The 19,354-nt window shown below is 65.5% G+C and carries 18 protein-coding genes; all 18 read right to left on the bottom strand.

The window, feature by feature from the left end; translation table 11 throughout:
- Positions 1–3: 3 nt before the first annotated feature.
- The 18 genes from HHL08_RS14640 to HHL08_RS14555 all read right to left on the bottom strand — a co-directional run bounded on the left by HHL08_RS14640 (position 4) and on the right by HHL08_RS14555 (position 19,151).
- Complete coding sequence (locus HHL08_RS14640; protein WP_235955069.1) at positions 4–990, bottom strand: cell division protein FtsQ/DivIB; 987 nt, start codon at positions 988–990, stop codon at positions 4–6.
- Positions 983–1,933 carry a D-alanine--D-alanine ligase gene (locus HHL08_RS14635; RefSeq protein WP_169573893.1) on the bottom strand — a complete coding sequence of 317 codons (951 nt, stop codon included), beginning with the start codon at positions 1,931–1,933 and terminating at the stop codon, positions 983–985. The genes HHL08_RS14640 and HHL08_RS14635 overlap by 8 nt, the downstream gene beginning before the upstream one ends.
- Positions 1,934–2,075: 142 nt before the next feature.
- A complete protein-coding gene (gene murB, locus HHL08_RS14630) occupies positions 2,076–2,990 on the bottom strand; it encodes a UDP-N-acetylmuramate dehydrogenase (protein ID WP_169573989.1) in 915 nt (304 codons plus the stop codon).
- Positions 2,972–3,169: a hypothetical protein gene (locus tag HHL08_RS14625; RefSeq protein ID WP_169573892.1), complete on the bottom strand. Its 198-nt coding sequence runs from the start codon at positions 3,167–3,169 to the stop codon at positions 2,972–2,974. The genes murB and HHL08_RS14625 overlap by 19 nt, the downstream gene beginning before the upstream one ends.
- Positions 3,169–4,596: a UDP-N-acetylmuramate--L-alanine ligase gene (murC, locus tag HHL08_RS14620; protein ID WP_169573891.1), complete on the bottom strand. Its 1,428-nt coding sequence runs from the start codon at positions 4,594–4,596 to the stop codon at positions 3,169–3,171. The genes HHL08_RS14625 and murC overlap by 1 nt, the downstream gene beginning before the upstream one ends.
- Positions 4,597–4,744: 148 nt before the next feature.
- Positions 4,745–5,926 carry an undecaprenyldiphospho-muramoylpentapeptide beta-N-acetylglucosaminyltransferase gene (gene murG, locus HHL08_RS14615; RefSeq protein ID WP_169573890.1) on the bottom strand — a complete coding sequence of 394 codons (1,182 nt, stop codon included), beginning with the start codon at positions 5,924–5,926 and terminating at the stop codon, positions 4,745–4,747.
- Complete coding sequence (locus HHL08_RS14610) at positions 5,923–7,125, bottom strand: FtsW/RodA/SpoVE family cell cycle protein (RefSeq protein ID WP_169573889.1); 1,203 nt, start codon at positions 7,123–7,125, stop codon at positions 5,923–5,925. The genes murG and HHL08_RS14610 overlap by 4 nt, the downstream gene beginning before the upstream one ends.
- Before the next feature lie 36 nt (positions 7,126–7,161).
- Positions 7,162–8,475, bottom strand: a complete 1,314-nt coding sequence (murD, locus tag HHL08_RS14605) for a UDP-N-acetylmuramoyl-L-alanine--D-glutamate ligase (protein WP_169573888.1) — start codon at positions 8,473–8,475, stop codon at positions 7,162–7,164.
- A complete protein-coding gene (gene mraY, locus HHL08_RS14600; protein WP_169573887.1) occupies positions 8,472–9,545 on the bottom strand; it encodes a phospho-N-acetylmuramoyl-pentapeptide-transferase in 1,074 nt (357 codons plus the stop codon). Before mraY ends, murD begins: the two co-directional genes overlap by 4 nt.
- Positions 9,545–10,936, bottom strand: a complete 1,392-nt coding sequence (locus tag HHL08_RS14595; protein WP_169573886.1) for a UDP-N-acetylmuramoyl-tripeptide--D-alanyl-D-alanine ligase — start codon at positions 10,934–10,936, stop codon at positions 9,545–9,547. Before HHL08_RS14595 ends, mraY begins: the two co-directional genes overlap by 1 nt.
- 124 nt (positions 10,937–11,060) lie before the next feature.
- Positions 11,061–12,515 (bottom strand): UDP-N-acetylmuramoyl-L-alanyl-D-glutamate--2,6-diaminopimelate ligase, encoded by a 1,455-nt coding sequence (locus HHL08_RS14590; RefSeq protein WP_169573988.1) that lies wholly within the window; start codon positions 12,513–12,515, stop codon positions 11,061–11,063.
- A complete protein-coding gene (locus HHL08_RS14585) occupies positions 12,515–14,218 on the bottom strand; it encodes a peptidoglycan D,D-transpeptidase FtsI family protein (RefSeq protein ID WP_169573885.1) in 1,704 nt (567 codons plus the stop codon). The genes HHL08_RS14590 and HHL08_RS14585 overlap by 1 nt, the downstream gene beginning before the upstream one ends.
- A complete protein-coding gene (locus tag HHL08_RS14580; protein ID WP_169573884.1) occupies positions 14,218–14,868 on the bottom strand; it encodes a colicin transporter in 651 nt (216 codons plus the stop codon). Before HHL08_RS14580 ends, HHL08_RS14585 begins: the two co-directional genes overlap by 1 nt.
- Positions 14,865–15,827: a 16S rRNA (cytosine(1402)-N(4))-methyltransferase RsmH gene (gene rsmH / locus HHL08_RS14575; protein ID WP_169573883.1), complete on the bottom strand. Its 963-nt coding sequence runs from the start codon at positions 15,825–15,827 to the stop codon at positions 14,865–14,867. Before rsmH ends, HHL08_RS14580 begins: the two co-directional genes overlap by 4 nt.
- Positions 15,824–16,321, bottom strand: a complete 498-nt coding sequence (locus HHL08_RS14570) for a division/cell wall cluster transcriptional repressor MraZ (protein ID WP_169573882.1) — start codon at positions 16,319–16,321, stop codon at positions 15,824–15,826. The genes rsmH and HHL08_RS14570 overlap by 4 nt, the downstream gene beginning before the upstream one ends.
- Before the next feature lie 186 nt (positions 16,322–16,507).
- Positions 16,508–17,773, bottom strand: a complete 1,266-nt coding sequence (locus HHL08_RS14565; protein WP_169573881.1) for a Gldg family protein — start codon at positions 17,771–17,773, stop codon at positions 16,508–16,510.
- 29 nt (positions 17,774–17,802) lie between these two features.
- Positions 17,803–18,114 (bottom strand): hypothetical protein, encoded by a 312-nt coding sequence (locus tag HHL08_RS14560; protein ID WP_169573987.1) that lies wholly within the window; start codon positions 18,112–18,114, stop codon positions 17,803–17,805.
- Positions 18,115–18,155: 41 nt separating this feature from the next.
- Positions 18,156–19,151, bottom strand: a complete 996-nt coding sequence (locus tag HHL08_RS14555) for a cysteine synthase A (protein WP_169573880.1) — start codon at positions 19,149–19,151, stop codon at positions 18,156–18,158.
- Positions 19,152–19,354: the final 203 nt, after the last annotated feature.

Here is a 19,354-nt window from a genome sequence, read left to right as displayed (position 1 = left end):
GCTTTAGCCTTCCTCGCCCGGCGTCGCGGCGGCGACATCCTTCGCCCCGTCATTTTTCGCCCCGCCATCCTTCGCGGCGTCGTCCATCGGCTTTTCCTCCACCTGGCCCTGTGGCAGGCGCAGGACGAAGCGGTCGGGATCGCGCATGTCGAACTTGACGATGCCGCGGCCCAGCAGGCGGTTGACGCCATCCATCCGTGCGAAATTCACCAAAGCACCGGCCGAATCCTTGTCACCCTCCGGCAGGGAGAGCGTCTCACCCGACTGAAAGCGCAGATCCCAGCGCCGGTTCCCGACCCAGGTCGCACCGGCCAGCATCGGCTTCAAAGCCGGGGCGTTTTCCATGAGGCGGTTGAGGCCGGCGGTCTGGCGATTGGCGTTGGGGCCGACGACCAAAGGCAGGTCGGGCATCGCGCTGGCGGACACCGATTGCAACACCACGCCCGACACGTCGATCAGGTGCAATTGGCCGCCATGCTGCCAGACCGCGACAGGATCGCGCTCCACGATATCGACCACCAACGTATCGGGCAGGCGGCGGGAAATGCGCGCATCCTTGACCCAGCCGAGTTTCAGCATCTCGCTGCGCACCCTGGGCAGGTCGAGCGAGAGCATGGAGCGGTCCACCTGCCCCAGCGCGATATTATAGACCGGCAATTCGTCCATCCGTTCGACGCCGCGGACTTCGACCTTGTCGACTTCGAACCCTGCGCGGGCTGCCAGGTCCGCCGCCTGCTGGCGCGCCATGCCGGGCAGGCCCATGAAGATGGCGATTGCGATCACGATCGCGCCGAAGATGCCGACGATCGCCCAGCTGGCCATGCGTTGCAGCGTGGCTTCGCTGACCGGGAGCATTTCGACCAGCCGGTCGAGGCTGCTCTGGCGCTTAAGGGTGCGACCGCGGCCACCCCCGGACTTGCCGACGCTCGCCCTGCCCTTCGCGCTGCTCAGCCGTGCGGTGCCGCCGCGCCTGATCCGTGCCTCAGCCATCTGTTCCACCCCCTGCGCGGGTCAGCGCTTCCTCGACAATAGTCTCCACCAGCGTCGCATAGTCAATGCCCAGCTTCGCGGCCTGTTCGGGGACGAGGCTGAGCGGCGTCATGCCCGGCTGGGTATTGACCTCCAGCAGGAACAGTCCCTCGATCCCCTGCGTGTCGTCCCAGCGGAAATCGGCGCGCGACGCGCCCTTGCAGCCCAGCAGTTGATGGGCGCGCAGAGCGATCGCCTTGCAGGCCTTGGTGATTTCGGGCGGCAAGTCGGCGGGGCAGACATGCTCGGTCATGCCGTCGGTATATTTAGCGTCGAAATCGTAGAAGCCGCTCTTGGGCCGCAGTTCGGTGACGAGCAACGCTTCGTCGCCCAGCACGGCGGTCGTCAACTCGCGGCCGCGAATATAGGGTTCGGCCAGCAGTTCGGGGAAATCCTGCCACGGGCCGACGCTGTCGCGGGCGATCGGGTTGCCGTAATTGCCCTCCGCCGTGACGATGGCGACGCCGACGGAACTGCCTTCGTTGACGGGCTTGAGCACATATGGGCGCGGCAGCGGGTCGGCGGTGAAGAGGCTTTCGCTGGACACGATATGACCGCCGGGCATGGGGATGCCGTGGGGAACAAGCGCCTGCTTGGTCAATTGCTTGTCGATCGCGATGACCGATGTGGCGAGGCCGCTATGGGTATAGGTGAGACCCATCAGGTCCATCATGCCCTGCACCGTACCATCTTCGCCGGGGACGCCGTGGAGCGCATTGAAGATGACGTCCGCCTTGGCCTCGGCCAGGCGCGCAGCGACGTTGCGGTCCATGTCGATGCGGGTGACGGTGTGGCCGCGCGATTCCAGCGCCTTGGCGACGCCCTCGCCCGACGACAAAGAGACGGGGCGTTCCGCCGACCAGCCGCCCATCAGGACAGCGACATGCCAGGGACCACGGGTCATGCCACTCCTCCCCGGCACGGGGAGGGGGACCGCTGGCGAAGCCAGTGGTGGAGGGGGCTATCGTAGCGAAGGAGGCAAGCCCCCTCCGTCAGGCCTTCGGCCTGCCACCTCCCCGTACCGGGGAGGAATTCGATCGCAAAACTCACTTCGCCACCCCAACCCGTTGAATTTCCCATTCCAGTTCGACGCCGTTCTTGGCCTTCACGCGGCGGCGGACTTCTTCGCCCAGCGCTTCGATGTCTGCGCTGGTGGCGTCGCCGCTGTTGAGCAGGAAATTGGTGTGCTTTTCGCTGACCTGCGCGCCGCCCATCTGGAGGCCGCGACAGCCTGCTTCGTCCACAAGCTGCCAGGCCTTGTGCCCTTCCGGGTTCTTGAAGGTCGAGCCGCCGGTCTTGCTGCGCAGCGGCTGGCTTTCCTCGCGCGCGGCGGCGATGCGGTCCATTTCCGCCTGAATCGCGGCGGGCTCGCCCGGTTCGCCGCGGAACGTCGCCGACACCACGATCGCGCCGTCGGTCAGGTTGGAATGGCGATAGGTGTAATGGAGGTCGCGGTTCAGCAGCGTGATCTGCTCGCCAGAGCGCAGCACGACTTCGCACGAGACCAAGATGTCGCGCGTCTCCCGGCCATAGGCGCCGCCGTTCATGCGTACGAAGCCGCCGACCGTGCCGGGGATGGAGCGCAGAAACTCAAGGCCCGCAATCCCTGCGTCGCGCGCGGTCGAGGAGACGAGGATGCCCGAAGCGCCGCCGCCGCAGGTCAGCGTCGTTTCGTCCAAAGCCGCAACCTTGGCAAAGGGCTTGCCCAGCCGCACGACGACGCCCGGTACGCCGCCGTCACGGACGATCAGGTTGGAGCCGAGGCCCAGCGCCATCACCGGCACTTGCGGATCGAGCATGGCGAGGAAATCGGACAGGTCGTCCGCGTCCTTCGGCTCGAACAGCCATTGCGCGGCACCGCCCGCCTTGAACCAGACGAGCGGGGCCAGCGGGGCGTCGGCCTTTAGCGCGCCGCGCACCGGCGGAAGGGCGATCGTCCCGCTCAACCGCGCATCCCCCACAGGTTCATCCAATTCTTCATGGCTTTCAGGCCCGCTTCGTTCGCCTGGGTCGCGGCCATGCCGGTTTCGACCTGGCGTTGCGCGGCCTCGACCATGTCGCGCGCAGCCTCCACGCCCTGCATCTGGGCGTCGATCATGCGCTTTTGCATTTCCAGGCCGACGGCGAACAGTTCGAACATCAGACGGCTTCCTTGACCTTGGCGGAGACGGCCGATGCCAGCCCCGCCGCCCATTTGGTGATGTCGCCCGCTCCCAGACAGATGACCATGTCATCGGGCTGGATATCGGCGGCGACCAGCGCCGCCAGTTCATCCGCATCGGCGACGGTCGAGGCATGGCGATGGCCCCGGCGCTTGAGGCCGGCGACCAGCGCGGCGCTGTCCACATCCTCGATCGGCTGTTCGCCCGCGGTATAGACCGGGGCGGCATAGACGATGTCGGCGTCGTTGAACGCCTGCTGAAACTCGTCCATCAGATCGCGCAGGCGGGTGAAGCGATGCGGCTGGACCACGGCGATGACGCGGCCTTTCGCCCCTTCGCGCGCGGCGGCGAGGACCGCTTTGATCTCGACCGGGTGGTGGCCATAATCGTCAATCACGGTGGCGGTGCCGCCCGCCACATCGATCTGCCCGACATTGGTGAAGCGGCGCTTGACCCCGCCAAACTTGGCGAAGCCGGTCTGGATGGTCGCGTCGTCAATGCCCATGTGCAGCGCCACGCCGATCGCCGCCATGGCGTTCAGCACATTATGGCGGCCGGGCATCGGCATTTCGATGCCCTCGATCTTGCGGGTCGATCCGTCCCGCTCGCGCACCTGGATGTCGAAGCGGTTGCCGCCGGGGAAGCTGACGACATTGTCGCCGCGAATATCGGCCTGGGCGGAGAAGCCATAGGTTACGATGCGGCGGTCCTGCACCCGCGGCAGGATGGCCTGCACTTCGGGATGGTCGAGGCACAAGAGCGCCGCGCCGTAGAAGGGCACATTGCCGACGAACTCGACGAAGGCGTCCTTCACCCGGTCGAAGCTGCCATAATGGTCGAGATGTTCGGGATCGATATTCGTGACGACCGCGATCGTGCCGTCGAGGCGCAGAAAGCTGCCGTCGCTCTCGTCGGCTTCAACGACCATCCAGTCGCTATTGCCCAGCCGCGCGTTGGAGCCATAGCTGTTGATGATGCCGCCATTGATGACGGTGGGATCGACCCCGCCAGCGTCCAGCAGCGCGGCGACCATCGACGTCGTCGTGGTCTTGCCATGTGTGCCGGCCACCGCGACGGTGGATTTGAGGCGCATCAGTTCGGCCAGCATTTCGGCGCGGCGGATGACGGGGACGCGGTTTTCCAGCGCCAGTTCGACTTCCGGGTTGCCGCGCTTGATCGCGGTGGAGGTGACGACCACGGCGGCATCGCCCAGATTTTCCGCCTTGTGGCCGATCATCACGCGGATACCCTTGGCGCGCAGCCCTTCAACCACATAGCCTTCGGCCACGTCCGACCCCTGAACGTCATAGCCCAGATTGTGCATCACCTCGGCGATGCCGGACATGCCGATGCCGCCGATGCCGATGAAATGGATCGTGCCGATGTCCGTGCCGACACCCTTCATGCTATTCCTCCCCAATATGGGGAGGGGGACCGCCGCGAAGCAGTGGTGGAGGGGGTTAGCCCCCCACACAATGCCCGGACGATAGCCCCCTCCGTCAGCCCTTCGGGCTGCCACCTCCCCGCATCGGGGAGGATTTTGAATTGATGTGTCACGCCGGAACCCCAGCCAGATTCAGCGTCGTCGGCGTCGGGCCGACGCGCACCGGGTCGTTCATGATCGGGGCATGGCCGATGCTTTCGAGCAGGTCGGCCATGTCGCGCGCCGCGTGCGGGCGGCCGCAGCCGCGCGCGCGCTTAGCCGCGTTCTGGAGCGCGCCGGGTTCGAGCGCCATTTTCTGCATCTGCTTGGCCAGTTCGACCGCAGTGAAGCGCGCCTGCGTGATCGTGCGCGCGCCGCCCGCTTGCGTCATTTCCCTGGCATTGGCGGTCTGGTGATCGTCCATGGCGCTGGGCAGAGGGATGAGGATCGCGGGACGGCCGGCGCAGGTCAGTTCGGCGAGTGTCGACGCCCCGGCCCGTGCGATCACCAGATGCGACCAGCCCAGCTTTTCGGGCACGTCGTTGAAATAGGTGGCGAGGTCGGCGGGGATTTCCATCTCCGCATAGACCTTCCGCACGCGGTCGATATCCTCGGCGCGGCATTGCTGCGTCACCTGCAAGCGACGGCGGAGCGCAACCGGGAGCATCGAAAGGCCTTCGGGCACGACGCTGGACAGGATCGAAGCGCCCTGGCTACCGCCGATCACCAGCACGCGGAACACGCTTTCGTCGGTCAGCGCGGGAAAATCCTCCTCGCGCAGTTGCTTCACTTCCTCACGCATCGGATTGCCGATCAGATGCACTTTGGACGAATAAGCGTCCTTCAAGCGTTCGACATCGGGATAGGCGGTGGCGATGGCGTCGACCCGGCCGGCCAGCAGGCGGTTGACCCGGCCCAGCACGGCATTTTGTTCATGAATCGCAGTCGGGATGCCATCGGCCAATGCGCCGAGCAAAGCGGGCATGGCGGGATAGCCGCCAAAGCCCACGACGGCGGTGGGGCGGAAGGTTTCGTTGAGCCGCCGGGACATGGCGCGTCCTGCCCAGATCGCCTTCAAGGCGCCGGGCCAGCTGGCCGGGTTCTTGGTCATGCGACCGGCGGGCATGATGTGGACCTGCGCCCGATTGTCCGGCGCCTTGTCGAAGATACCAGGGATCTTTGCGCCGCGCTCATCGGTGACGAGCGCGACATGATGCCCTCGCGCCATCAGCTCTTCGGCGACGGCGTGGGCCGGAATCATATGACCCCCCGTCCCGCCGGCGGCGAGGACGAAGTGACGGGAAATGCTCATCGACCACTCCATTTGACCACGGTATGCCGGCCCATGAAGGGATTGCGCCGGGTAAAGGCGAGCAACAGGCCGACCCCGATGCAAAGCGCCAGCATAGAGGAGCCGCCATAGCTGATAAAGGGCAGCGTCATACCCTTTGACGGAAATATCTGCGCATTGACGCCCATGTTGATGATCGCCTGCAACCCGAACTGGGTGGTAAGGCCGGCAGCGGCGAGGATGGTGAACACATCCTCCTCATCGAGCAGGCGCAGCAGCACGCGCACGACGATGGCGAGATAGACACAGGCGATGGCGATGCAGGCGAGCAGGCCGAACTCTTCGCCGATGACCGAGAAGATATAGTCGGTATGCGCTTCGGGCAGGCGGAACTTGTTCTGGCCGCCGCCCGGCCCGACGCCAGTGAAACCGCCATGGGAAATGGTGCGGAAGGCAAGGTCGGTCTGGTCCGGGCCGGCGTCTAGCTGGACACCGATGCCAAGGAAGTCGTTCACCCGCTGGCGGCCATTTTCGTAGAACATATAGACCGCGACCAGCCCGGCCAGCGCGACGCCGGCCATGCCGCCGATGAAGCGCATCGACACGCCCGACAGCAGCAGCAGCACGCCAAGGCAAGCGGCGAAGATGACGGTCTGGCCGAAGTCGGGCTGGCGCATCAGGATGATGGCGATGAGGCCGGTGACCGCGAAGCTCAAGGGCACGACCGGCAGGGTCATATCCTTGGCGCGCAGCGACAGCAGCCAGGCGAGAGCCACGACGAAGACGGGTTTCAAAAATTCGGACGGCTGGAAACGGAAGCCGGGCAAATCGATCCAGCGCTTCGCGCCGTTCACGGTCGATCCCAATAGCGGCACGAACATCAGCATGATGAAGAAGAAGGCGCAGCCGAAAATGGCCAGCCGCCGCGCTTGCGGCCGGGGGAGCATGGAGATGATCAGCATGATCGGCAGGCCGATGAATACCCACATCAGCTGGCGGTAGAAATAGATCAGCGGGTTGACCGCGATCGAGGCAGTCGATCGATCGATCGCGGCGACGGGGGACGCTGCCGCGACGGCGACCAGGCCGATCGCCATCAGCGTGACGATTAGCGACAGCAGGACGCGGTCGATCTCCCAGAACCAGATGGCGAGCGCGGTGCGTTCGCGCGGCACGGTGCGGGTGCGGAAACCCTTCACCAATTCGCCTGCTCTGGACATGCCTGTTCCCCTTTTGCTCATCGTCGCCCCGGAGCCTTAATCGAGCGCCGCGACGGCGGCGACGAAGGCGTCGCCGCGCGCCTCGAAATCGCGAAACTGATCGAAACTGGCGCAGGCGGGCGACAACAGCACCACGTCGCCGGGCTGCGCGATGCGCGCGGCACGGCGGACGGCGGCGCTTAGCATCTCACTGTCGTCCACCGCCATAGCGGGGCGCAGCAGATCGGCGAACATATGCCCCGCTTCGCCGATCGTATAGGCGTGGGCGACATTGGCGAAATGGGGGACGCACTCGTCCAGATTGTCGGATTTGGCGACGCCGCCTAAAATCCAGTGGATGCGGGGACGGCCGTCCTTGGCGGGCCAGGCGGCGAGCGCCGGGGCGGTCGAGGCGGCGTTGGTCGCCTTGCTGTCGTTGACGTAGAGGACGCCGTTGCGGGTGGCGACGGCCTGCATCCGGTGGGGGAGCGAGGCGTAGCTGGCTAGGGCGTTGGCGATGGTATCGGTGTCGATACCCAGCGCTTTTGCGACAGCGATGGCGACAGCTGCATTTTGCGCGTTGTGCGGGCCTTGGAGCGCGGGCCAGGCGAGTTGGGCGATGGGGTCGATGTCGGAAGACTGCACTAGGACCGGCAATCCAGCGACGTTTACCACAACAGATCGGCTCGGTTCATCGTCAGCGGCAATAATAGCTACATGCTCAGCCGACTGCATCGCGAACAGCCGCGCCTTCGACGCGACATAGCCTTCGAACCCATCGTACCGATCGAGATGATCCGGCGTGATGTTGAGCAGCACCGCGACGTCGCAATCGAGGCTATGGGTCAGGTCGATCTGGTAGCTGGACAGTTCCAGCACATAGACGCCCACGCCGTGCAGGTTCGGCTCCAGCGGCGGCTGACTGAGGATCGGCAGGCCGATATTGCCGCCCATGACGGTGGGGTAGCCCGCCTGCTCGATGATGTGATGGATCAGCGCGGTGGTGGTCGACTTGCCGTTGGTGCCGGTGATGCCGACGACCTTGTGCGGGGGCAGCTTCGGGCAAGCGAGCGCGAACAGTTCGATGTCGCCGATGATTGGGACGCCCGCGATTCTGGCGCGCATGGTGATGGGATGGCGGTTCAATGGCACGCCCGGCGACACGACGATGCCGTCGAAACCGGACAGGTCGATCTCCATCGGATCGCCCAGTTCAGCGCGGCCTTCGACCTGCGCCCGCGCAGTCTCCTGACTATCCCAGGCCACGACCCGCGCCCCGCTGGCCAGCAGCGTCTCAACCGTTGCGAGGCCGGACCGCGCCAGCCCTAGCACGGCGTAGGTCTTCCCGGCAAAGACGTCCGAAACGATCATCGCAGTTTCAACGTGGCAAGACCGGCGAGCGCCAGCACGAAGGCGATGATCCAGAAGCGGATCACCACGGTCGGTTCGGCCCAGCCCAGTTGCTCGAAATGATGGTGGATCGGCGCCATCTTGAACACGCGCCTGCCGGTTCGTTTGTAGAAGAAGACCTGGATGATGACGCTAAGCGCCTCCACGACGAAGAGGCCGCCGATGATGCCCAGCACGATTTCATGGTGCGCGGTGACCGCGATCACGCCGATCGTCCCGCCCAAAGCCAGCGAACCCGTGTCGCCCATGAAGACGGCGGCGGGCGGCGCGTTGAACCAGAGGAAGGCAAGGCCCGCGCCGATGATCGCGCCGCACAGGATGGTCAGATTGCCCGCGCCGGGCACATGGGGAATGCCCAGATATTCGGCAAAGTCCGCGCGGCCGACCAGATAGACGATCAGCATGAAGGCAAGGCTGGCGATGATGACCGGCATGGTGGCGAGGCCGTCCAGGCCATCGGTCAGGTTCACCGCATTGCCGAACGCGACGATGACGAAGGCGGCAAAGCAGAAGTAGAACGGTCCCAGTTCGATCGCCGGGCCGTTGTAGAAAGGCACGTAGAGCGCGGTATTGCCATGCTGGTTGACGATCATCCAGGCCGCGAAACCGGCGATCAGAAATTCGAACAACAGGCGCATCTTGCCTGACAGCCCCTTGTGGCTGGCTTTCGTCACCTTGTCATAATCATCCAGAAAACCGATCGCGCCGAAGCCCAGCGTCACGAACAGGCAGGCCCAGACATAGGTGGACGACAAGTCCATCCACAGCAGCACCGAAATGATCATGGAGGTCAGGATCATAAGGCCGCCCATGGTCGGCGTGCCGCGCTTGGCGAGGTGCGTCTGCGGACCGTCGTCGCGGATCGGCTGCCCCTTGCCCTGGCGGACGCGCAGCCAGCCGATGAATTTGGGGCCGATCACCAGGCCGATGATCAGCGACGTAAAGATCGCCGCGCCTGCGCGGAAGGACAGATAGCGGATGAGGTTGAACACCCCCGCGAAATCCATAGTCTGGGCCAGCCAGTAGAGCATCAGTTCGTCTTTCCTTCGCCGGCGTTCTCGCCAAGGGCGGCGACCAGGCGGGACAGGCCCACGCCGTTCGAACCCTTGACCAATATCGCGTCGCCCGCGCGCATTTCGCTTTGAATGAGGGGGATGGCGGCCGCCGTATCGGCGACATGCACAAAGGGGATGATGCCGACCAAGGCATCGGCCAGCGGCGTCATTTCCGCGCCGACCAATATGGCATAGTCGACCTGGCCCACGCCCAGCGGCTCGACAAGGCCGGCGTGGAGTTCGATGCTGCGGTCGCCCAGTTCACGCATCCCGCCCAATATGGCGACGCGCCGGTCGGCCTTTTCACGGCCCAGTTGCGTGAGCGTGGCGGTCATGGACAGCGGATTGGCGTTGTAGCTTTCGTCGATCAGCAGCGCTTGCCCGCCCGCGACGGGGAGGATGCGCCGTTCGCCCCGGCCCGGCAGGCCCGGCATTTCGGCAAGCGCAAGGCCCGCTGCGGCCAGATCGCCACCCACCGCGTCGACCGCGGCCAGTACGGCCAGCGCGTTCGACACCCAATGGTCGCCCGGCGCGGCCACGGTGAAACAAAGCTCCGCGTCGGGCAGGGTCGCTGTGACCAGCGTGCCGCCGCCCGGCGCAGGCACGGCTTCGCGGGCGCAGATATCCGCCTGCGGACTGGTGCCAAAGGTCAGGATGCGGGCAGCATGGCGCTCCGCCTTGTTGTAGAGCAAGGTGACATGCGGGCTGTCATAGGGGATGATCGCGGTGCCGCCGGGTTGCAGCCCCTCGAAAATCTCCGCCTTGGCCTCGGCGATCTTCGCTTCCGTGCCGAAAAATTCGATATGGGCGGGCGCGATCGCGGTGACGATGGCGACATGCGGGCGGACCTGCCGGGTCAGGGCCGCCAGTTCGCCCGCGTGGTTCATGCCCATTTCGAACACGCCGTAAGCCGACCCGTGCGGCATCCGGGCAAGGCTCAATGGCACGCCGACATGGTTGTTATAGCTTTTGACCGAACGATGCACCTGGTCCCGCGCCGCGCGATCGAGCGCCTGAAACAGCGCTTCCTTGGTGCCGGTCTTGCCGACCGATCCGGTGACGCCGATCACCTTGCCATCCATGCGCTTGCGCGATGCTTTGCCCAACGCTTCGAGCGCGGCGGCGCTGTCTGGGACCAGGATATGGGGATAGGCGACGGGTTCGCTGACGATCGCGCCGGCCGCGCCCTGGCCGAATGCCTTGTCGATGAATTTATGGCCGTCGGTCGCCTCACCCTTCATCGCGACGAACAGGTCGCCCTGCCCCACTTCGCGACTGTCGAAGGCGACGCCCGAAACGGCGAACGGCGCCGACGCGGCGCCGCCTGTGGCCTCAGCGATTTCGGTGGAGGTCCAGAGATCTGGCATCAATCCAACGCTCCAGAAACAAAACCCCGTTCGGGCTGAGCCTGTCGAAGCCCTTCTCTTCCTTCAAGAAAAGAAAGGCCCTTCGACAGGCTCAGGGCGAACGGATTTGAGCACATATTTTGCATCAACCCGCGCACTCCCGCGCGACGGTGACGTCGTCGAAGGGCAGCACGCGGTCGCCGATGATCTGGCCCTGTTCATGCCCCTTGCCCGCGAGCAGGACGATATCGTCCGGCCCGGCCAGCGCGATCGCGGCGGCGATCGCGGCGCGGCGGCCGCCGATTTCCTGCGCTTGCCGAGCGCCCGCCAGCACGGCGGCGCGGATTGCCGAAGGCTCTTCGGATCGGGGATTGTCGTCGGTGACGATGACATGGTCGGACAATTCCGCTGCGACCTTGCCCATCAGCGGCCGTTTGCCCGCGTCGCGATCGCCGCCCGCGCCGAACAGGGTGATGAGTTTGCCGCGCGTATGCGGGCGCAACGCCTCGATCGCGGCCTTCAGGCCATCGGGGGTATGGGCATAATCCACATAGACGGGCGCGCCCGCCTTGCTGATGACGGCGCGTTCCAGACGCCCGCGTACCGGCTGGACCCGGCCGAGCAGTTCCAGCACCTTGGCCGTGTCGCCACCGGTCGCGATGACGAGTCCGGCGGCGGTCAGGGCGTTGGCGGCCTGATAGGCACCGATCAGCGGCAGGTTAACCTTGTAGAGCTTTCCTTCCGCCTCGATCTCCAGCGTCTGGCCCAAATGGGTCGGGGTGCGGTTGACCAGGCGCAGCGCATCGCCCTGCGCGCCGACAGTCAAAAGGCGCAGGCCCCGCGCCTGCACCCGATCGATGACCTTGGCGGACCAGGCGTCGTCGGCCCACACGACCGCCGCGCCATCCGCCGACACCACTTCATCGAACAGCCGCATCTTGGCGTCGAAATAGCTTTCCATGTCGCCATGATAATCGAGATGGTCGCGCGACAGGTTGGTGAATGCGCCCGCGATCACCGGCAGTCCTTCGGTGCGATACTGGTCGAGGCCATGGCTCGACGCCTCGAACGCGGCGTGGGTGATGCCCTCACGGCGCAGGCCCGACATATTGGCAAGGAAGGTGACGATGTCCGGCGTGGTCAGGCCGGTCGATACCTGATCGACCGAGGTCGTGACGCCCAGCGTGCCGATCGACGCGGACTTATGCCCCATCATCCGCCACAGCTGGCGGGCGAGTTCGACCGTGCTGGTCTTGCCATTGGTGCCGGTGACGGCGACGGTCACGTCCGGAAAAGGTGCGAAATAGCGGGCCGCCATCAGCGCCAGCAGGCGGCGGGGATTGGCATGGGCGATGTGGATCGCGCCCTCGACCTTCGCCTCCGGCCGGGCGACGACGGCGACGGCGCCCGCCTTGACCGCATCGGCGATATAATCCTCACCATTGACGCGCAGCCCCTGGAAGGCCCCGAAGACAGTGCCGGGCGCGACCTTGCGATTATCGATGGCGAAGCCCGTCACGGACGAATCGAGGCCGGCACTTGTGCCAGCCTCTCCCGACATCGCAGCGTCCAGACCTTCGACCAGCGAGCCAAGGCGCATCATTCTTTCTCCTTGTCGCCGTGCAGCAGCGGCATCAGGTCGGAAATATCGACGTCACGGCTCTCGTCCGGCATCACCCCCAGCATCGGCCCGGTCCGCTCCACCACCCGCTTGACCACCGGCGCGGCGGTCCAGGCGGCCGTGCGCAGGCCATATTGGCCCGTCGCCTCGTCCATGATCGCGACGACTACGTAGCGGGGATTGTCCATCGGGAAGGCAGAAGCGAAAGTCGTCACCAGCGAAGTCTTGTTATAGCGCCCCTCTTGAGGCTTTTCGGCGGAACCCGTCTTGCCGCCCACCCGGAATCCCTTGGCGTCGGCGCTACGTCCTGTACCCGCCGACACGATCATCCGCAACAGTTGCCGCATCCGCGCGCTGGTGGCGGCGGAAAACACGCGCCGCCCGTCGGGCACTTCATCGGCGCTGAGCTTACGCACGGTCGCGGGACGCCAGATGCCACCATTGACCAAAGCGGCATAGGCAGCCGCCAGATGCAGCGGCGTGACCGCGATGCCATGGCCGTAGGATGTGGTCATGCTGGTGATGCGGCCCCAGCTGGATGGCCAGATGCCCTTGGCGCGCTCGTTAAACTCGATCGGCGCGCGCTGGTCGAAATCCAGGCTGCGGAACATCTTTTGCAGCGGTGCCGCGCCCATTTCGTCAGCGATCCGCGCGGTGCCGATATTGGAGCTGTGGACGAGGATTTCCGGCACGTTGATCCAGCGGCCCATCGCATGATCGTCCTTGATGCGGAAGCCGGCGACGGCAAGTGGGGCGGTCGCATCATAGCGCTTGCTCATCGACGTCACGACGCCGGCGTCCATGGCCGCCGCGATGGCGAGCGGCTTGAACGAGGAACCCATTTCGTAGCGGGCCTGCACCATATGATTGCAGAGCGGCGACTGGCTGCAACTTTTGCCGGCATAATTTTGCAGCTTGTTGGGGTCGAATACGGGAATGGAGGCCATGGCGATGATCTCGCCGGTATTGGCGTCCATGATGACCCCGCCCGCACCCTTGGCCCGCGTCTGCACCAACTGGGCGTAAAGCTCGCTTTCCAGCGCGCCCTGCACCCGGCTGTCGATCGATATGGCGAAGGGCTTGCCGCGCTGCGCTACATCCGTCAGCCGGTCGTTGAAGACCGCCTCCACCCCCATGCCGCCCACGCCAGCGGAATCCGGCGCGAAGCCCAGCACATGCGCGGCAAGGGTGCGCTGCGGGTAGAGCCGCTCCTTCTCACGCGGAAATTCGATGCCGATTTCGCCCAGCGCATTCACCGCCGCCACCTGTTCGGGCAGCGCGCGGCGGCGCAGATAGGCCCAGCCTCGTCCCGTCAGTTTCTTGTAGAAGGTCGCTTCGGGTTCGTCGGGAAAGATGTCGTGCAGCTTGCGCGCCAGTTCGGCCGGATCGCCGATCAGCTTGGACGGACGGACCGCGACCGAATAGGCGTCCATCGTGCGCGCCAGTGGCACGCCGTTGCGATCGACGATATCGGCGCGCGCGGGCAGGAAAGCGGCCAGACTGCCATCGCCCGTCGTCCCCTGCGCAAAAATGCCGACCCAGGCGAGTCGGCCGATCAGGACAGTGGTGATAGCCAGGAACAGGATCAGCAGCAGCATCAACCGGTTATGGGCGATGGCGGTCAGGTTGAGCCGTTGTCGCCCCGCCCGTTCGCCACCTGGCTGGACAATGATCGTCGCCATCAGCGCTGCTCCCTGCGTTTCTCGCGCGCCGCCTTGGCGGACAGGTCGCCCAGCGTGCTGTCGTCCAGCAGCTTGGCGTCGAGCATCGCCATCCGTTCCGCCTTGCGCGCAATCGGATTGGGCTTGCTCACATCGGCATCAACCTTGGCCTGCTGCGCCGGGGTGCGAGGCGCGGGCTTGGGCAGCTTGTCAACGACATCGGCGGCATGGGCCTCTCGAATCACCGCGATATCGCTGCGAATCTGGGTCGCGGCCGGGCTTTCGGGGCCTCTTTGCGGCGCGGACGGCAGGTCGGCGGGGGTTTCGACCATCGCCACCATCACCGGCGGGGCGACATAGTCGGGGCCGTTGGGCTGGATGCCATCCAGATGCGCCAGCGCCCGTTCGCCGCCCAGATATTGCTGGGCGCTGGGCGTGGCGTACATGAAGTCATGCTGGTTCCAGCTTTCCAGCTGGCGCATCGAGGCGCGCGCGCTAAATTCCGTTTCCAGATAGCGAATGTCGCCCTTCGCCCCCGCGATCTGCGCGCGCACCTTCATCAGCTCGTTACGCTCGGTCGCAACCTTGAGCGACACCATATAGGCCCCCAGCGCGCCCAGTGCGACCAGGATCACCCAGATCAGGCTCTGCAACCTCTTCACGGCGATCATATGCTGGAACTCCGGGGAGGCGAGGAGACGGGGGCAGAGGTGCGGATGGCGGAGCGCAGCGTGGCGGACCGCGCGCGGGGGTTGCGCGCCAGTTCTGCGTCCCCTGCCCGCACCGGCTTGGCGGGCTTGGCGAAGGTCGGTTGCGGTGCCGCGGCGCGTTCGGGTAGATGCCTGGACCCGGCCCCCTCGCCACCGCTGCGATTGCGCAGGAACTGCTTGACGATACGGTCCTCCAGACTGTGGAAGGTGACGATCGCAAGGCGACCACCCTCCTCCAGCAGCGCCTCGGCCGCGTCGAGCGCCCGCTCCAGCTCTTCCAGTTCCTGATTCACATGGATGCGGATCGCCTGGAAGGTGCGGGTCGCCGGGTCTTTCTTGTCATGCGGCTTGTGGCCCAGTGCGCGGCGGACCACGGCGGCCAACTGGGCGGTGCGCTCCAGCGGGCGCGCCGCCACGATGGCGCGGGCCACGCGGCGCGACCGCGGTTCGTCGCCATAGCGGTAGATGACGTTGGCGATATCCTCTTCCGACGCGGTGTTGAGGAAATCGGCGGCGTTCATGCCGTCCTGGCTCATCGTCATGTCGAGCGGGCCGTCGGCCTGGAAGGAAAAGCCGCGATTCGCCCGGTCGAGCTGCATCGAGGAGACGCCGATGTCGAGCGTGATGCCCGACACCTGGCTGATGCCGCGTTCCGCCAGCAATTCGACCATGCGCGAAAATTCGCCCGCGATCAGCGTGATGCCATGCGCATCGGCCACGCCCTGCCCTTCGCGGATCGCATCGGGGTCACGATCGAAGGCGAAGACCTGCGCCTGGGCCATCGCCATGGCGCTGCTGTAGCCACCCGCGCCAAAGGTGCCATCGACATGTATCTCGCCAGGGGTGATGGCGAGAGCGTCGAGCACTTCGGCAAGGAGGACGGGAATGTGGGGGGCGGTTGCGGAAACGGCGTCGCTCACTTGGCCGCCCCTTCGGCTCGCGCGTCGATCCAGCGCCGGACCTTGTTGCGGATCAGCGCCGGGCGATCGGGGCTTTCGATGAGCGCTTCGGGCTTCCAGACCTGGAAATAGCGGCCAACGCCATAGAAGAAGATCGCGTCGGTGATGCCGGCTTCGTCCTTGATATCAGGGTGCAGGAAGAAGCGGCCGGCATCGTCGAAATTGACGTCCTCGATCGTGCCCAGCCGATTTTCGCGTTCCAGATCGGCGTTGAAATCGCGCCCGGCTTCATAGGCCTGACGCTCCAGCTTATCGACCTCTTCGAACAGGAACTGCTTGTGGGACAGGCCGAAGCCGGTGGCGCAGCCATTGTCCATATGGATCGACAGGCACAGCCGATTCTGCCCGCCGCTGGCCTGGGTGACCAGCTTGCGCATCTCCAGGGGCAGCACGAAACGGCCCTTGCCGTCCGCGACGCTGAATGCGTTGCCCGAATAGAGAATGACGTCCGACACGCTGGCAACCGACCCCTTTTATGCAGGGCACAGGCCGCCTGTCGCCGGAATCACGAGAAGACCATCCAGCGTACAGGACTGCACAAAAGCCTGACGAACCCCAATGCTGGTTTACGTACCAAGCATGGGGGGTCACTGCAATGGGAAAGCATGGGCAGTAGTGGGAAAAGACGGTGAAATTCGGGACTAACCGGATTTGTTATCTTTTGCCTCGCCATCTTCTCCTTTTGTTCCGGGCGTGGCCCCGCGCCGTCCCCGGTGGAGCAGCATCGCGCCCACTATCGCCCATATCGTCCCGGCCAGAAGCGCCCAACGGAGCGCGCGGGTGACATCCTGCGCGTCGCGCATCCAGCGCCGGTAGCCGGGGATGGATGCCCCGCCCAACCAGCGGACGACGAGCGCAGGCGTATCGGCCACCCAATAGCGGGGATCGAGCGGATGGGCGGGATCGGCGAGCCACAAGCGATCATCTATCGGATCGGCGTCGCCCAGCACCAGCACCGCGCCCTGGCCGATGCGCTGGCGATGCAGCAGGGCCGCACCCGATCGCTGCACGCCGGACAGGGTGATCAACTGGCCATCGGGTAGAAAATGCCGGATTTCCGATCCTTCCATGACGCCCGACGGCGCGAAGCCCCAATGTTCAAGCAGCGGCCCCAGCAGGCTGGTAGGCGGCGCGCGGCGGCGATCACCCAGCGGCAGGTCCGACGGCCAGCGCAGCAGCGGATCGGCCAGCACCAGCGCAGTGCCGCCATCCCGCACCCATCGATCGATCGCAACCAGTTGCGCGGGCGTCAGCGCGCGTGGCTGCGCCAGCAACAGGCGTCGCGCGCCCGATGCCTTGAGCTGCACCGTGTCGTCCATAGGCATGACCGTGAAGCGGGTGCGCAGGATCGTGACGATGGGCGCTTCCTGTGGCCCGCCCTGCCCCGACTCGCTCCAGAAGAGCGGCAGGCCGGTGATGACGGCGAGCCTCGGGCGATCCGGGGCGGGTTGCAACGGCTGGGCGGGGCCGCGCCAGAGGAGTAGCGCCGCCATAACAAGGAAAATCACACCCAAGCCCGTTCGTTTCGAGCGAAGTCGAGAAGCGTTTGCGCCGGGCTTCTCGACTTCGCTCGAAACGAACGGATGTTGGCGTATGAATGCCCCGCCGAGAACGGCCAGCAGCGCGACCGCGAACAGCCCTAGCACCGCCATCCCATCCGGCGCGCGTCCCGCCGCGAAAGCACAGAAGATCAGCGCCATCCCGACGCCACCCACCGCCACCCAGGTCAGCATCGCCCATCCGCGTCGCGCCAGCAGCAGGCCCGCCCCGGCGAGGAGCAGCGCCATGGGCACGCCCCAGTCCCAGGGATCGGCCTGCCCGGTCAGCCAGGCGCGCCAGAGGCCCGCCAGCATAATTACCAGCGCTGGCAGCCAGAGCCACAGGAATCGTTTCAACCCCGCCATCATCGGCGGCGATCCCGGCCCGGCTGCATCACTCAGCGCTGCTGCTGCGTGGGATCGCGGTCCATGGGTTTGCGGATATTGGGATCGGGTTGCAGATCAGGAACGATCGGCGCCTGTTCCGGCGCTGGCTGCACGCCCAGTTCGGCCAGCGGATCGCGGGGCGACACGGCATTGCTGCTGGCGCTGAGCGTCGGCACCACCGGCGGCGGCAGCGCGGCATCGTCCAGCCGCGCCTTTTCGATGACGATATTGGCCAGGCCCACCAGCAACACCACACCCGCCAGACCGGTCAAGCCAATCTGGACGCGCTGTAACCCTTCCTGTCGGCGGGGTGTTTCAGCCATGGCGACGCTCTGAACCTCTTCGCCGCGACCCGTGTCGGCGTTCATGCAGTGTGCGCGAGCCAGGGGAAGACCGTCAAGCCCTTAGATTCGAGCCACTGACGGTTATAAAGGGTCGAAAGATAGCGAAAGCCGGTGTCGCACAGGATCGTCGCGATCCGCTTGCCCGGCCCCAATTGCCGCGCCAGCGCCACCGCACCCGCGACATTGATGCCCGACGACAGGCCCAGGCACAGCCCTTCCTCGCTTAGCAAGCGACGGACCCACTCCATGCCGTCCGCGTCGGAAATGCGGAACTGGGTGTCGATCGGCGCACCTTCCAGATTGGCGGTGATGCGCCCCTGGCCGATGCCCTCGGCCACCGAAGAGCCTTCAGACTTCAACTCGCCGGTCGCATAATAGCTGTAGAGCGCTGCGCCATGCGGATCGCTGAGCGCGATGGTGATATTCTCATCCTTGGCTTTCAGGCCCAGGCCCACGCCCGCGATCGTGCCGCCGGTGCCGGCCGCACAAGTGAAGCCGTCGATCCGGCCGTCCATCTGGGTCCAGATCTCCTCGGCCGTGCCGACGATATGCGCCTTGCGGTTGGCGATATTGTCGAACTGGTTGGCCCAGATCGCGCCTTCCGTCTCCTCCGCCAGCCGACGTGACGTGTGGACGAAATGGCCGGGGTTCGAATAAGGCGCGGCCGGGACCGTCACCAGCTCGGCGCCCAGCGCCCGCAGCGTATCCATCTTTTCCCGGCTCTGCGTTTCGGGCATGACGATGATCGTCTTATACCCCTTGGCATTGGCGACCAGCGCCAGGCCGATGCCGGTATTGCCAGCCGTCCCCTCGACGATGGTGCCGCCGGGCTGAAGCAGGCCCTTTTCCTCGGCATCGTTGACGATGAACAGCGCCGCCCGGTCCTTGACCGAGGCGCCGGGATTGGCGAATTCGCACTTGGCGAAAATATCGCAGCCGGTTTCCTGCGAAGGACCAGCGAGGCGCACCATAGGGGTGTTGCCGATGAGCGCGAGACTATTGGGTTGAAGCAGCATGGCACCCGCATAGCGGAGCGGGCGCGGCTTTGCCAAGCAAGGGAATGATGACACTGAGAAAGCGGCCATTTCACCGCGCTGTTAATCTTTGCCCGGTTAATCTTTTCACCCTCCGGCGTCCCATCGCGGCACAGGCCCAAATCCATAGAGGAAAGCGCAAGGGAATTGGGTTAAGGGCGGGCTGGGCCGACATGGTGTCGCGC

The sequence above is a fragment of the Sphingobium psychrophilum genome, assembly GCF_012927105.1.
Lineage (GTDB): Bacteria > Pseudomonadota > Alphaproteobacteria > Sphingomonadales > Sphingomonadaceae > Sphingobium > Sphingobium psychrophilum.
The sequence above is the reverse complement of the archived record's forward strand: the minus strand, read 5'-3'. Positions and strand labels throughout refer to the sequence as shown.